Origin of the sequence: Microlunatus spumicola (assembly GCF_039536445.1) — a bacterium.
GTDB lineage: Bacteria > Actinomycetota > Actinomycetes > Propionibacteriales > Propionibacteriaceae > Microlunatus > Microlunatus spumicola.
Genome location: NZ_BAAAYR010000001.1, coordinates 1829600 through 1842974, shown reverse-complemented (window position 1 = coordinate 1842974; position 13375 = coordinate 1829600). Strand labels below are relative to the sequence as shown.

The 13375-nt window shown below is 75.9% G+C and carries 14 protein-coding genes; 5 read left to right on the top strand and 9 right to left on the bottom strand.

From position 1 onward, the window contains the following. Positions 1-79 precede the first annotated feature (79 nt). The 3 genes from ABD665_RS08435 to ABD665_RS08425 are packed head-to-tail and all read left to right on the top strand — an operon-like array spanning position 80 to position 3124. Positions 80-1273 (top strand): FAD-dependent oxidoreductase, encoded by a 1194-nt coding sequence (locus ABD665_RS08435; protein WP_204911382.1) that lies wholly within the window; start codon positions 80-82, stop codon positions 1271-1273. Further along, positions 1263-1547, top strand: coding sequence for a (2Fe-2S)-binding protein (locus ABD665_RS08430; RefSeq protein WP_344741803.1), 285 nt, complete (start codon positions 1263-1265; stop codon positions 1545-1547). Before ABD665_RS08435 ends, ABD665_RS08430 begins: the two co-directional genes overlap by 11 nt. Next, a complete protein-coding gene (locus tag ABD665_RS08425; RefSeq protein WP_204911383.1) occupies positions 1544-3124 on the top strand; it encodes an FAD-dependent oxidoreductase in 1581 nt (526 codons plus the stop codon). The genes ABD665_RS08430 and ABD665_RS08425 overlap by 4 nt, the downstream gene beginning before the upstream one ends. 36 nt (positions 3125-3160) lie before the next feature. Here the strand turns inward: ABD665_RS08425 and ABD665_RS08420 are convergent, their stop codons facing one another. From ABD665_RS08420 to ABD665_RS08410, 3 genes are all read right to left on the bottom strand, one after another. Continuing rightward, positions 3161-3751, bottom strand: a complete 591-nt coding sequence (locus ABD665_RS08420; protein WP_204911384.1) for a hypothetical protein — start codon at positions 3749-3751, stop codon at positions 3161-3163. Next, complete coding sequence (locus ABD665_RS08415; RefSeq protein WP_344741800.1) at positions 3741-4220, bottom strand: sigma-70 family RNA polymerase sigma factor; 480 nt, start codon at positions 4218-4220, stop codon at positions 3741-3743. Before ABD665_RS08415 ends, ABD665_RS08420 begins: the two co-directional genes overlap by 11 nt. Before the next feature lie 126 nt (positions 4221-4346). Beyond that, positions 4347-5018 (bottom strand): GntR family transcriptional regulator, encoded by a 672-nt coding sequence (locus ABD665_RS08410; RefSeq protein WP_344741798.1) that lies wholly within the window; start codon positions 5016-5018, stop codon positions 4347-4349. 99 nt (positions 5019-5117) lie between these two features. On the opposite strand from ABD665_RS08410, the gene ABD665_RS08405 reads away from it, so the two are divergent. Further along, the gene (locus ABD665_RS08405) at positions 5118-5774 is read left to right on the top strand and encodes an MBL fold metallo-hydrolase (RefSeq protein ID WP_204911386.1); all 657 of its coding nucleotides are present in this window, start codon (positions 5118-5120) and stop codon (positions 5772-5774) included. A gap of 153 nt (positions 5775-5927) precedes the next feature. Here ABD665_RS08405 and ABD665_RS08400 read toward each other — a convergent pair whose 3' ends face one another. From ABD665_RS08400 to thiO, 6 genes are all read right to left on the bottom strand, one after another. Next, positions 5928-6794: a VOC family protein gene (locus tag ABD665_RS08400; RefSeq protein WP_204911387.1), complete on the bottom strand. Its 867-nt coding sequence runs from the start codon at positions 6792-6794 to the stop codon at positions 5928-5930. Continuing rightward, positions 6787-7731, bottom strand: a complete 945-nt coding sequence (locus tag ABD665_RS08395) for a DMT family transporter (RefSeq protein WP_344741795.1) — start codon at positions 7729-7731, stop codon at positions 6787-6789. The genes ABD665_RS08400 and ABD665_RS08395 overlap by 8 nt, the downstream gene beginning before the upstream one ends. 42 nt (positions 7732-7773) lie before the next feature. Further along, positions 7774-9948 carry a Stk1 family PASTA domain-containing Ser/Thr kinase gene (pknB, locus tag ABD665_RS08390; protein WP_204911388.1) on the bottom strand — a complete coding sequence of 725 codons (2175 nt, stop codon included), beginning with the start codon at positions 9946-9948 and terminating at the stop codon, positions 7774-7776. An 85-nt stretch (positions 9949-10033) separates the two neighbouring features. Then, positions 10034-10903, bottom strand: coding sequence for a thiazole synthase (locus ABD665_RS08385; protein WP_204911389.1), 870 nt, complete (start codon positions 10901-10903; stop codon positions 10034-10036). Next, the gene (gene thiS / locus ABD665_RS08380; protein WP_204911390.1) at positions 10896-11096 is read right to left on the bottom strand and encodes a sulfur carrier protein ThiS; all 201 of its coding nucleotides are present in this window, start codon (positions 11094-11096) and stop codon (positions 10896-10898) included. Before thiS ends, ABD665_RS08385 begins: the two co-directional genes overlap by 8 nt. After that, the gene (gene thiO / locus ABD665_RS08375) at positions 11093-12274 is read right to left on the bottom strand and encodes a glycine oxidase ThiO (RefSeq protein ID WP_204911391.1); all 1182 of its coding nucleotides are present in this window, start codon (positions 12272-12274) and stop codon (positions 11093-11095) included. Before thiO ends, thiS begins: the two co-directional genes overlap by 4 nt. A gap of 92 nt (positions 12275-12366) precedes the next feature. Between thiO and ABD665_RS08370 the strand changes: the two genes are divergently transcribed. Further along, complete coding sequence (locus ABD665_RS08370) at positions 12367-13374, top strand: LLM class flavin-dependent oxidoreductase (RefSeq protein ID WP_204911392.1); 1008 nt, start codon at positions 12367-12369, stop codon at positions 13372-13374. Position 13375: the final 1 nt, after the last annotated feature.

Here is a 13375-nt window from a genome sequence, read left to right as displayed (position 1 = left end):
ATCTGCCGTGGTCAGTACGGGAGTTTCACGTAAACGTGAAAGTCCTGGGACCCGTGGGGCAGCGACCGGGAGGGGTGCGATGAGCGGGACGGTGCCGCGTACGGCGGACCTCGTGGTCGTCGGCGCGGGGGCCGTCGGGGCGGCGTGCGCATACTTCGCGGCGCGGGCCGGGCTGCGCGTGGTCGTCGTCGACCGTGGGCCGGTGGCGGGTGGGACGAGCAGCGCGGGGGAGGGGAACCTCCTCCTGTCCGACAAGGAGCCGGGGGCCGAGCTCGAGCTCGCGCTGCTGTCGCAGCGCGTCTGGACCCAGGACCTCGCCGAGCACGGCCACCTGTGGGAGTACGAGGCCAAGGGCGGGCTCGTGGTCAGCGACGACGACGCCGGCGTCCGGGCGCTGCAGGAGCTCGCGGTGCACCAGCGTGGGGCCGGCATCGAGACCGTCGCCGTCGGGACCGACGAGCTGCCCGCGTACGAGCCCTTCCTCACCCGCGACCTCGCCGGCGGCATGTTCTACCCCCAGGACGCGCAGGTGCAGCCGATGCTGCTCACCGCGCACCTGCTGCGGCTCGCCCGCGGCCTCGGCGCCTCCGTGGTGACGGGGTCCGCGGTCACCGGCTTCCTGCGGGACGGCGACACGGTCACCGGGGTCCGCACGTCGGCCGGCGACGTGAGCGCGCCCGCCGTCCTGAACGCCGCCGGCACCTGGTCGGGCGAGGTCGCCCGCCTGGCCGGCGTGCACCTGCCCGTCCTGCCGCGCCGCGGGTTCGTGCTGGTCACCCAGCCGCTGCCGCCGGTCGTGCACCACAAGGTCTACGGCGCCAGCTACGTCGCCGACGTCGCCAGCTCCGACGAGGCGCTGCAGACCTCCCCGGTCGTCGAGGGCACGCCCAGCGGCACGGTCCTCGTCGGCGCCTCGCGCGAGCGGGTCGGCTTCGACAAGACGCCCTCGCTGCCGGTGCTCGCCCGGCTCGCCGCCGCCGCGGGCGCCCTGTTCCCGGTGCTGCGCGACGCCTCGCTCATCCGCGCGTACGCCGGCTTCCGGCCCTACTGCCCCGACCACCTCCCGGTCGTCGGCCCCGACCCCCGGGCGCCCGGCCTGTGGCACGCGTGCGGGCACGAGGGTGCCGGCATCGGCCTGAGCGTCGGCACCGGTTCCGTGCTCGCCGAGGCCCTGACCGGTCGACCGACCGCGCTGGACCTCCACCCGTTCCGCCCGGAACGCTTCGACACCCCCGTCCCCTCGACCGACCAGGAGCTCGCCGGTGCCCGCTGAACCCGAGCGTGCCGGTTCCGTGCCCTTCGAGCTCGACGGACGCCCGCTGACCGCCCGGCCCGGCCAGAGCGTCGGTGCCGCCCTCACCGACGCCGGCGTCCGGTCCTGGCGCACGACCCGGCGCCGCGGCAGGCCGCGCGGCCTGTTCTGCGGCATCGGCGTGTGCTTCGACTGCCTCATCGAGGTCGACGGGCGCCCCGACCAGCGGGCCTGCCTGGTCCCCGTGCAGCCCGGGATGCGGCTGCGGACCGGCGCACCCGAGGAGTGGACGTGAACCCGTCGAGCCGTACGGACCTCGCGGTCGTGGGGGCCGGTCCCGCCGGCCTCGCCGCCGCGGTCGCCGCCGCCGGCGCCGGGCTCTCGGTGACGGTGGTCGACGCCGGCCGCCAGCCGGGCGGGCAGTACTGGCGCCACCTCGACGAGCAGAGCGCGGCCGAGCTCGTGGCCGACGAGCGCGACCACCGCGACGGGCACGCCGCCGGCAACGGCGACCATGACCACGGGCAGCACGGGCAGCACGGGCAGCACGGGCAGCACGGGCAGCACGACTGGCGGACGTACGTCCGGCTCCGCGAACGTTTCGACGCCCTCGTCCGTCCCGGCGCGATCACGTACGTGCCGGGCGCGCAGGTCTGGTTCACCGAACGGGCCGGCGAGGGCTGGCGGCTCCGCCTCAGCCCCGTCGTGGAGGGCCTCGGGCCCGAGCAGGACGCCCGCGTGCCCACCGAGGTCGTCGTCGACGCCCTCGTGCTCTGCCCCGGCGGCTACGACCGCCAGCTGCCGGTGCCGGGCTGGGACCTGCCGGGCGTCATGGCCGCGGGCGGCGTCCAGGCGATGCTCAAGGGCCACGGGTCGCTCGCCGGCCGGCGCGCCGTGGTCGCCGGCACCGGACCCTTCCTGCTGCCCGTCGCCGCCGGCCTGGCCGAGGCCGGCGCCGAGGTGCTGGGCATCTGCGAGGCGAACCCGGTCAGCGGCTGGGCCCGCCAGCTCCGCGGGGCCGTGCAGACCCCGGCCAAGGGCCTCGACGCGGTCGGCTACGTCCGCACGCTGCTCGCCCACCGCATCCCCTACCGCCAGCGCACCGTCGTCACCGCGATCGGGGGCCGTGAGGCCGTCGAGTCGGTCACCACCGCGCGCCTCGACGCGCACGGGGGCCTCGTGCCGGGCAGCGAGCGGACCGCGCAGGTGGACCTCGTCGCGCTCGGCTGGGGCTTCACCCCGTCGCTCGAGCTCGTCACCGCCGTCGGCGCGGACACCCGGGTCGACGTCGACGACTCGCTGGTCGCCGTCGTCGACGCCGGGCTGCGCAGCACCGCCCCGCGCGTCTACGTGGCGGGGGAGGCGACCGGCGTCGGCGGCGCGGCCCTGGCCCTGCAGGAGGGCGAGCTCGCCGGTCTGACGGCCGCGGCCGACCGCGGCCGCCCCGGGGACCCCCGTCGCGCCCGGCGGCTGCAGGGGGCGATCCGGCGCGGCCGCGCCTTCGCCGGCGCGATGCACCGCGCGCACCCGGTCCCGCCGACCTGGTCGACGTGGCTGACGCCCGAGACGCTGGTCTGCCGCTGCGAGGAGGTCGACGTGGCGACCGTGGAACGGGCGCGCGACGAGCTCGGCGGCGGCGACGCCCGGACGGCCAAGCTGCTGACCCGTACGGGGATGGGCTGGTGCCAGGGGCGGGTGTGCGGCTTCGCCACCGCGTTGCTCGCGGCCCAGCAGGAGGGCCGGTCGCTCACGGTCGACGACCTGCGCCCGACCGCCAAGCGGACGCTCTCGACCCCGGTGAGCCTCGGCCGCCTCGCGGCGCTGGCCGACGTCGACCCGCAGGAGACGGTCGTCGCCCTCGACCGACCGTGAGGTCAGCCCGCCCGGACGACGTCCGGGCGGGGACCGTCAGGCGGCGCGGACGAGCTCCCCGCGGACGATCGTCTGCCCGGAGGGCTCGGTGCTGGCGATGCTCTCCTGCGAGATCTCCAGGAACGGGAACTGCTCGAGGTCGATCGCGTGCGCGACCGTCCACAGGCCGTGCCGGCCGTCGAGGACGCCGAGGGACTGGCGCGTGCGCGGGTCGTCGCGGTGAACGAGCCAGGCCTGACGGACTCCGCCGCTGGGCAGGTCCGCGTGCAGGGAGACCCGCAGCAGCCGTCGTCCGGCCTCGTCGGTCTCCAGCTCGGCCTCGCCGGACGCGTCCGACCACGACGGCTGCACCGCGATGAGCCGGGCGTGCGCCCGCAGCTCCTGCGCGGACGGGAGCCCGTGGCCGCTGGTCCGGGCGTCGAGCTCCTGCCGGATCGTGGCCCAGACGCGCGGCCCGGGCTCGGTCAGCGCGAGGCCCGCGGCGTCACGGGCGAGGCCCACGACCCGCCTCAGCCCCGCCAGCTCCGCCGCGCAGACCGGGCACGTCGTGACGTGCGTGGGGTCGTCGAGGATGCTGACCGGCTCGCCCAGGGCGAGCAGGGCCAGCGAGTCGGGATCAGTGTGCATCGACCTGCACCTCCAGCCGCTGGCGTAGCTCCATCAGACCGGCTGCGACCTGGGACCTGACCTCCTCGACCCGCAGCCCCGTCCGCTCCGCGATCTCCGCGAGCGTGAGGTCGTGGTCGAGAGCCATGCGCAGCACTCGTTGCGACAGCGTGTCCAGGTGGGACATCCCGTCCGCAACCACCAACCTTTCGGCCAGTCCGCCCGTCTTGGACTCACCCTGCCCGAAATCGTCGGCGTCGAACGGAGACGCGACCACGTCCGCCCGTCCCGCGACGGCTCCAGCGCCGCCGATGCAGTCCCGCGTCAGGTCGACCAGCCAGTCGGAGAAGCGGGCCAGGGCGGGGTCGTACGTCGCCCGGGCGGCCCAGGCCCGCGTGAACACCCGCTGGGTGACCCGCTCGGCCCGCGCGACGTCGCCGACCGAGCGCAGCGCGAGGCTGTAGACCAGCGGCGACCAGCGGTCGTACACGTCCGCGAGCGCGGTGGTCCCGCCGGCGCGGAAGGCGTCGACGAGGGGTCCCTCGTCGTCCTGGGATGACGGCACTCGACTCCTCGCGGCCACGTCCCCCGACCAGCGCCCTGCTGCCGGGAACGCTCAGGTTACGTCCGGGCGCCCCGCCCAGGTCGTCCGGGTCCGCGCGATGTGGGCGTGCATCAGCGCCTCGGCGCCGGCGGCGTCGCGGGCCTCCACGAGGTCCACCAGGGTGAGGTGCTCCCGCGCGTTCTCGGCGAGGGCGCCGCTGGCCAGCATGCTGCTCAGCCCGAGCAGGCGCGTCTGGCTGCGGAGCTCGGAGACGAGGTCGACGAGGCGGGGGTTCCCGTCGTACGCCAGCAGCCGGAGGTGGAACTGCCGGTCGGCCTCCGTGTAGGCGACGAGGTCGCCGGCCGCCGCCTCGTCGACGATGTCCTGCGCCATCTGCCGCAGGCCGGGCAGGTCCTCGACCGGGACGAGCGCGGTCACCCGGGCGACGACGGGCGGTTCGAGGAGCTGGCGGACCTGGGCGACCTGGTCGAGCGAGGCCTCGTCGACCTCGGTCACGCGGAAGCCCTTGTTGGGCACGATCGTCACCATGCCCTCGCGGACGAGGTCGAGCATCGCCTCGCGCACCGGCGTGGCCGAGACCCCGAACCGGGCGGCGAGCGACGGTGCGGAGTAGACGACGCCGGGCTCCATCTCGCCGGAGATGATGGCCGAGCGCAGCGCCTGGGACACCCGGTCGCGCAGGTTCGTCTTGGGCAGGGTCGTGATGCTGGACGTCGGTGTCACCGCGACGGTCCTCCCTCGTCGGACTGGTACGTGACACCGTACGGGGCGCGCCGCCCACGGCCGGTCCGCCTCGCGCACGGCCTCGCTAGCGTGGGCACCATGCAGCTCACGCACCTCGGTCACTCCGCCGTCCTCGTCCAGACCGACGGCGCCCGGATCCTGATCGACCCGGGCAACCTCTCCGACGCCTGGCACGGGCTGACCGACCTCGACGCGGTCCTCGTCACGCACCGCCACCCCGACCACATGGACCCCGCGGCCCTGCCGGCGCTGCTGGCCGCGAACCCCGGCGCCCGGGTCGTCGTCGAGCCCTCGATCCTGGCGGCGAGCGAGGCCGGGGAGCTCCCGCCGCTCCCGGGGGGCAGCGGGCTGGCCCCCGACGACCAGACGGCCATCGGCGACGTGCTGGTGACCGCCGTCGGTGGGGCGCACGCCGTCATCCACCCCGACCTGCCGCGGATCGGCAACGTCGGCTTCGTGCTGCGCTCCGAGGGCGAGCCGACCTTCTTCCACCCGGGCGACTCGTACGCCGTCGCCCCGAGCGGCGTCGACATCCTGGCCGTGCCGCTCTACGGCCCGTGGGGCGCGCTGCGCGAGACGATCGACTTCGCCCGCGCCGTCGCCGCCACCGAGGGGTTCGGCATCCACGACGAGCTGCTCAACGACCGCGGCCGCGGGCTGCTGTCCGGACGCGTCAAGGAGATGACGCCGACGTCCCTGGTCGACCTCCGCGGGGGCCAGACGCACCGCTTCTGAGCGGCGGGGCGCCCGTCGGGTCAGCCGGCTCCTCTGAGGTGCGACCTCTCGATCGCGCGCGGGACGCGGGTTGAGCGTGACCCAAGTGCCGGTCCTGCGTCGACGTGCCGGATCTCAGGGTGGGTGGACCGACCGGTCGTCCTCGGGTGGTCGCTAGGGCGCCTCGGGCGGCTGGCCGGTCGCGCAGAAGGTCGTGCCGTCGGGGTCCCGGAGCACGATCCAGCCGTCGCCCGTGGCCACGCGCTCGGCGCCGAGGGCGACGAGGCGGTCGGCCTCGGCCTCCCGGTCGCTCGTCCCCAGGTCGAGGTGCAGCGTCACGTCCGGCGGTTCCGGGGACGCACGGCGCTGCACCAGCAGCTGCAGCGAGCCCGCCGACGGGACCAGGTGGCAGACGAACTCCGCGCTGTCGCTGTCCTGCCAGGCCCACCCGGTCGCGTCCCGCCAGAACTCCGCCTCGGCCTGCGCCCGGTCGGGCGGGCAGTCGAGGCACACCTGCACGAGGCGGCTGTGGTTGCCGTCCTTCCAGCGCGCGGCCGGGGCCCGGCGGTGCGGGTGGGCCAGCGTGAGGGCGAACGGCAGCCCGCCGGGGGACCGCATCCCCTCCCAGGCCCCGTCCCCGTCCGCGCTGCCCGGGGCGCCGCCGGACCCGGGGACGTCCTCGGCGCTCGGCCCCTCGGTGCTCGGGTCGCCCAGCCCGGTCCCGGCGGCCTCGTCCCGCCCGGCGCCGAGGTCGAGCAGGCGTCGTACGGTCTCCGGCACGTCCGCGACCTCCAGCACGAGGGCCGGGGCGGTGCCGGTGCGGGGGGCGCGGTGGACGTAGCTGTCGCCGTTCACCTGCACCAGGCTGGCGGCCAGGCCGGGGTCCGGCGCCGCCGCGCGCCAGGAGCCGTTGAGCGCCCGGCCCCAGAAGGCGGCGGCCCTGTCGGACAGGGATCCGTCGAGCACGACGTGCGTGAAGGTGACGAGGTCCATGGACGATGTGACCACGGCGGGCGGAGTCACCGCCACGGGGTCAGGCACGCCGGTCCTCCGCCACGTCCCACGCGGTCGCCGGGACGGCCTCCGGGGGCGGTGGCCGTCGGGGTGCCAGCTCGACGACGTACATGGCGGCGATGATCGCGAACCCGCCGAGCACCATCCGGACGCTCACCCGCTCGCCGCCGAACGCGACCGCGAAGCCGGCGGCCCACACGGGCTCCATGGCCATGACGACGGCGGCGCGGGAGGGTTCGACGTGGGCCTGCGCCCAGGTCTGCAGGACCATCGTCAGCGCACCGGCGACGACCGCGAGGTAGAGCAGCGACCACCAGTCGGCCGACGTCGACGGCAGCGTCAGGCCCGTCCGGCCCTGCGCGTCGGGCCACAGGGCCGCGAGCGTGCAGACGACCGCGATGACGACGAGCTGCACGAGGCTCAGCCCGAGCGCGCGCGCCGGGTCGGTCCAGCGGCTCAGCGCCAGGATGTGCAGGGCGTACACGGCGGCCGAGGCCAGGGTGAGCGCCTCCCCGCCGCCCAGGCCGAAGCCGCCGCCGCTGCTCCCGAGGGACAGCACCCCGAGGCCGACGGTCGCCAGCACGGCACCGACCCAGGTCGCCCGGTCGACCCGCGAGCGGAACAGCAGCGCGCCGATCAGCGGGGTGAGGACGACGTAGAGGCCGGTCACGAAGCCGGAGACGCTCGCCGCCGTCATCGAGAGCCCGGCGGTCTGGAGGATCTGGGCGACCCCGTAGAGCAGGCCGAGCAGCACGCCCCGGCGCAGCACGCCGGCGTCGATGCGCAGCCGCGGCGCGGCCAGGAGCGCGAGGGCCACGGAGGCGATCGCGAAGCGCACCGCGAGCAGGTCGAGGACGCCCAGACGGGTGGCCAGGTCCTTGATCAGGAAGAAGGTCGAGCCCCACACCGCCGACATGACCAGCAGCGCCGTGAACGCGAGGGCGTGCGTGCGCGAGCGGGTCACCGGCCCAGCGTAGGGATCCGGGGGACGCCCGGAAGCCGGTGCTCAGACCAGGTAGAGGGTGATGGTCGAGCCCTTCGGCGCCTGCTTGCCGCCACCGGGGGAGGACGTCACGACGTAGCCGAGGCCGAGGTAGTTCGTCGCCTTCTTGGACCTCGTGCTGAAGCCCGCGGCCTTCATCGTCTCCTCGGCCTTGCGGATGCCCATGGCCCGCACGTTCGGCACGGTGACGAGCACCGGGCCCTTCGACTCGACGAGGCGGACCTCGTCGCCCTTGACCAGGTCGCCGGGCGGCGGGTCCTGGCTGACCACGTCCCCGGCCGGGACCTCGTCCGACGTCGCGGTGGTCACGACGGGGACGAGGCCGGCCTTCTTGAGCGCGGCGACGGCCTTGTCGGCGTCCTTGCCCGTCCAGTCGGCGAGCTTCACCGGCTGCGGCCCGCCGCTCACGACGAGCGGCACGGCGGTGTCGCGCTTGAGCGACGCCCCGGGGTCCTGGCCCGCGCCGAGCACGACGCCCTTGGCGACCGTCGCGCTCCACCGGCTCGTCACCTTGCCGACCTTGAGGTTCCCGGCGCGCAGCTGCGCCGTGGCCGCGTCCTGGGTCAGCCCGACCACGCTCGGCATCGCGAACCGCTCGGGGCCGCGCGACAGCACGGCCTCGATGTGGGTGCCCTTGCGGAGCCGCGCGCCGGGCGCGGGCTCGGTGGAGACGACCTCGCCGACCGGCACGGTCTCGCTGTAGCCGTCGCTGAAGTCCACGGCGAGGTCGGCCCGTTCGGCGACCGCCGCCGCGTCGCTGCGGGTCAGGGTGGTGAGGGCCGGGGCGCTGGTGAAGCGTCCCTCGGTCAGGTACCAGCCGGTCACGGCCGCGGCCGTGGTCAGCAGCAGCACGAGGATCAGGGCGAGCCAGCCGCGCCGGCGGCGTCGGGCCTCGCGCTCCCGGCGGGCCGCGACGCGCTGCGGGTCGTCCGCCGGCGGACGGAACCGGGACCGGGGGTCGTGGCCGGGCACCACGGGCGGGGGCGCGTCGCGCACCGTCGGGTGCGTCGGGGCGGGCGCGTACGCGGCGGGGTCGTACGCAGGCGCGTCGTACGCGCGAGCACCGGAACGGGTGCCGTACGGGTCCGGGTCGGTCAGCTCCTCGTGCGGGGCGCTGAAGGACGGGCGCTGGGCCACGGCCGCGCGGATGTGCTGGGTCGGCTCGAAGTCCGCCCGCTCGCCGACGACCTGGGTGAGCGCGTCGTCCGGGTCCGGGCGGCGCGGGGCGGTGGGCAGCAGGTCCTGGGTGAGCTCGGGGTCGTCGGCGAGGCCCGCGTGCAGCGCGGCGCGGACCCGGCGGACCTGGGTGAGCAGCACCCGGCCGTCCGGCGGGCGCAGCGCCGCGTCCCGGCTGGTCGCGCGGGCCACGAGCGCGTCGAGGTAGGGCGGGACGGTCCCGCGCGGCGCGTGCGCCGACGGCGGCGGGACGTCGGCGTGCACGTGGGCGTACGCGACCTGGATCGGGGTGTCGCCGCAGTGCGGCTTGCGGCCGGTCAGCAGCTCGAAGAGCACCACGCCGGCGCTGTAGACGTCGCTGCGGGCGTCGGCGTGGCCGGACGTGACGAGCTCGGGCGGGAGGTAGGAGACGGTCCCGATGAGCAGGCCCTGGGTCGCGGTCTGGGTCTGCGAGCTGATCGCCTTGGCGAGGCCGAAGTCGGCGACCTTGACGCGCCCACGGGCGCCGATCAGGACGTTCTCGGGCTTGACGTCGCGGTGCACGAGCCCGGCGTCGTGGGCCGCGGCGAGGGCGGCGACGACGGGCTCGAGCAGGTCGAGCGCCTCGACCGGGTCGAGCGGGGCACGTGCGTTGACGACGTCGCGCAGCGTCTGGCCCTCGACGTACTCCATGACGATGTAGGGCCGCACGACGGTGCCGTCGACGGCGTCCGCGCCCTGGTCGAAGACGGAGACGACGTTGGGGTGGGACAGCCGGGCCGCGGCGCGCGCCTCGTGGTCGAACTTCCGCGCGAACTCGAGGTCGTCGCCGAGCCCGACGTGCATGATCTTGACCGCGACCGTCCGGGTCAGCCGGGTGTCGATGCCGCGGTAGACCGTCGCCATGCCGCCGCGCGCGAGCCGTTCGGTGATCTCGTAGCGGCCGTCGAGCACCCGACCGACCAGGGGGTCACCGCTCGGGCCGCGGGAGCCGGAGCCCCGGGGGCCGAAGGTGCTGGTCATCGTCACGCCTGCTCCCGCCACCGATGGCGGCGCCGGTCGCGGCGTCGCCGTTGCCCCTCGCCAGAGTCGTGGGCTGGCCGCGAGTCTAGGAGTGCAGGGGCAGGACGCCGCTGCTGACGCGCCGGTCGTCCTCGAGCCGCTGCGGCCGCTCGACCCGGCCCTCGTGCGTGGTCGAGGCCCGGGCGTAGCGCCGGACCGGGATCCGGCCCGCCCCCGCGGCGAGCCGCCCCGCCTGCACGGCGAGGCGCATCGCGTGGGCCATCGCGACCGGGTCCTCGGCGCGCGTGACGGCCGACGCGAGCAGCACGGCGTCGCACCCGAGCTCCAGCGCCCGCGCCGCCTCGGAGGCGGTGCCGAGGCCCGCGTCGAGGACCACGGGCACGGTCGCGTCGGCCACGATCAGCTCGATGTTGTGCTCGTTGCGGATGCCGAGGCCGGAGCCGATCGGTGCTCCGAGCGGCATGACGGCCGCGCAGCCCGCGTCGGCCAGCCGGCGGGCCAGCACCGGGTCGTCGTTGGTGTACGGCAGCACCACGAACCCGTCGGCGACCAGGCGCTCCGCGGCGTCGAGCAGCTCGATCGGGTCGGGCAGCAGCGTCACCTCGTCGGCGATCACCTCGAGCTTGACCCAGTCGGTCTCCAGCGCCTCGCGGGCCAGCTGGGCGGTCAGCACGGCGTCGGCGCTGGTGTAGCAGCCGGCGGTGTTCGGCAGCACCATGATCCGGTGCCGGTCCAGGACGTCGAGCACGGAGCCCGGGGCCGACGGGTCGACCCGGCGCATCGCGACGGTGGTCAGCTCGGTCCCGGAGGCCAGCAGGGCGGCCTCCATCACCTCCAGGCTCGGCGCGCCGCCGGTGCCCATGATCAGGCGGGACGAGAAGGACCGGCCGGCGATGACGAGCGGGTCGGCGGCGGGGTCGGGGCTCTGGGCGGGGCTCGGGTGCACGTCAGCCACCCTGCACCGCCGTGACGACCTCGACGCGCGCGCCCTCGTCGAGGACGGTCGTCCGGTGCCGGGTGCGGGGGACGACGACGCCGTCCAGCGCGACCGCGAAGCCGCGCGGAGCCTGGCCGCCGAGGCCGAGCACCTGGTCGAGCGTCACCGCGGGCTCCACCTCGCGGCGCTCGCCGTTGACGAAGACGATCACCGGACGACCTCCGGTCCGCGCGCACCCGGGACGGCCCGGAGCCGCGGCGCGGGCGGCGGCCCGGCGAAGCGGGCCAGGGTGAAGGGCGTGACCACCTCGGCGAGCTCGCCGGTCAGCACGAACCCGGCGGTCACGTCGGCGGACACCGGGGTGAGCAGCACCCCGTTGCGGTGGTGCCCGGTCGCCAGGGTCAGCCCCGCCAGCTCGCAGCCGCCGAGGATCGGCGCGTTGTCCGGGGTGCCGGGCCGCCAGCCGACGTTGGTCTCGGCGAGGGCGTACTCGGCGGTCATCGGGATGACCTCGCGCGCGTCGCGGAGGAGCTCGTAGACCCCGCCCGCGGTGACGCGGTGGTCGAAGCCCTGCTCCTCCACGGTCGCCCCGACCACGACCTCGTGGCCGTGCTCACGGGGGACGAGGTAGACCTCGTTGCCGCGGCTGAACGCGCGGACGGTCATCCCCGGCCCCGGGAACCGCCCCGGGTCGAGCCGGAGGACCTGGCCCTTGACCGGGCGCACCGGGACCGTGGGCACGCCGTCGACCTGCGCGGCCCAGGCACCGTTGGCCAGGACCACCCGGCCGGTCGCGAGCGTGGTGCCGTCGGCGAGGGTCGCGCCGGTGACGCGCCCGTCGGTGCTCTCGACCCGGTGCACGAACCCGGTGACCTCGCGCACGCCGGCCCGCTCCGCCGCGACGGCGAGGGCCTCGAGCAGCACCCGGTTGTCGCAGCTCCAGTCCGTCGGCACGAGCAGCCCGCTGCGCACGGTCGGCGCGAGCAGCGGCTCGAGCGCGCGGCACTCCCGGCTCGTCAGGCGGTCGTGGCGCAGCCCCAGGCGGTCGAGGTAGTCCGCGAACGTCCGCAGCCGGGCCCCGTCGTCGGCGTCGGAGGCGACCGAGAGCGTCGGTCCCTCGCGCAGCCCCGAGGGCCGGCCGGACGCCTCCACGACCTCGGCGGAGAAGGACGGCCACCGCTCGCTCGACGCCTGGTTGAGCGCGAGCAGCGTGCGTTCGGTGAAGGTCGTCTCGGTGACCGGCGCCAGCATCCCGGCGGCGACCCGGGAGGCGGCCGCGGAACGTTCCCCGACGACCAGCGTCACGTCCGCCCCGGCCTCGGCGAGCCGCCAGGCGGTCGCGGTGCCGATCAGGCCACCGCCGACCACGACGACGTCAGGGGCGCTCACGTGCCGGTCCCGTCCACCCGGGCAGTTTAGGCCGGGGTGCGGGCGGTCCCGCGGTGGCGACAGGGCCGTTCGCGGTGCGGGAGGATCACGCCATGGAGCTGGGGATCACGACGTTCGCCGAGGTCACCGAGGCCGGGGTCTCGCCGGGGGAGCGGCTGCGGCAGGTGGTGGAGGAGGCCGTCCTCGCCGAGCAGGTGGGCCTCGCGGTCTACGGCGTCGGCGAGCACCACCGCCCGGACATGGCCGCGTCCGCCCCGGCCGTCGTGCTGGCCACCGTCGCCGGCCGCACGAACCGCATCCGGCTGAGCAGCGCGGTCACGGTGCTGAGCTCGGCGGACCCCGTACGCGTGTTCCAGGACTTCGTCACCCTCGACCTGCTGTCGTCCGGGCGGGCCGAGCTGATGGCCGGCCGGGGGTCGTTCACGGAGTCGTTCCCGCTGTTCGGCCACTCCCTCGGCGACTACGACGCCCTGTTCGCGGAGAAGCTCGAGCTGCTGCTCGCCCTGCGCGAGGGCGGTCCGACGACCTGGTCGGGCCGGTTCCGTCCGCCGCTCGACGGGCTCGAGGTGCACCCCCGGCCGGAGCGGCGGCTGCCGGTCTGGCTGGCCGTGGGCGGCACCCCGGAGTCCGTCGTGCGGGCCGGCACGCTCGGGCTGCCGATGGCGCTGGCGATCATCGGCGGGCAGTGGGCCTCGTTCGCGCCGCACGCCGACCTCTACCGCCGGGCGCTCGAGTACGGCGAGGCCGACCCGGCCACGCCGCTCGCGGTCCACAGCCACGGCTACGTCTGCCTCGACGAGAAGGCCGGGCGGGAGGAGTTCCTGCCCGCCTACCGGGCGACGTTCGACGGGATCGGCCGGGAGCGCGGCTGGCCGGCGATGTCGGAGGCCGCGGTCGAGGCGGTCCTCGCCCCCGAGGGGGCCCTGTTCTTCGGCCACCCCGAACGGGTGGCGGACAAGATCGTCGCGCTCACCCGCGCGCTCGGGCTGCAGCGCTTCGAGATGCACGCCGCCCACGTCGGGCACGCCGCGACGATGCGGTCGATCGAGCTCTTCGGCACGCAGGTGGCCCCGCTGGTCGTTGAGAGACTGTCCGCGTGAC

What these genes read in the sequence shown, in the direction of transcription:
- ABD665_RS08435 (WP_204911382.1), top strand. Translation starts at nt 80, where the DNA reads ATGAGCGGGACGGTGCCGCGTACGGCGGACCTCGTGGTCGTCGGCGCG.
- ABD665_RS08420 (WP_204911384.1), bottom strand. Translation starts at nt 3,751, where the DNA reads ATGCACACTGATCCCGACTCGCTGGCCCTGCTCGCCCTGGGCGAGCCG.
- ABD665_RS08405 (WP_204911386.1), top strand. Translation starts at nt 5,118, where the DNA reads ATGCAGCTCACGCACCTCGGTCACTCCGCCGTCCTCGTCCAGACCGAC.
- pknB (WP_204911388.1), bottom strand. Translation starts at nt 9,948, where the DNA reads ATGACCAGCACCTTCGGCCCCCGGGGCTCCGGCTCCCGCGGCCCGAGC.
- ABD665_RS08370 (WP_204911392.1), top strand. Translation starts at nt 12,367, where the DNA reads ATGGAGCTGGGGATCACGACGTTCGCCGAGGTCACCGAGGCCGGGGTC.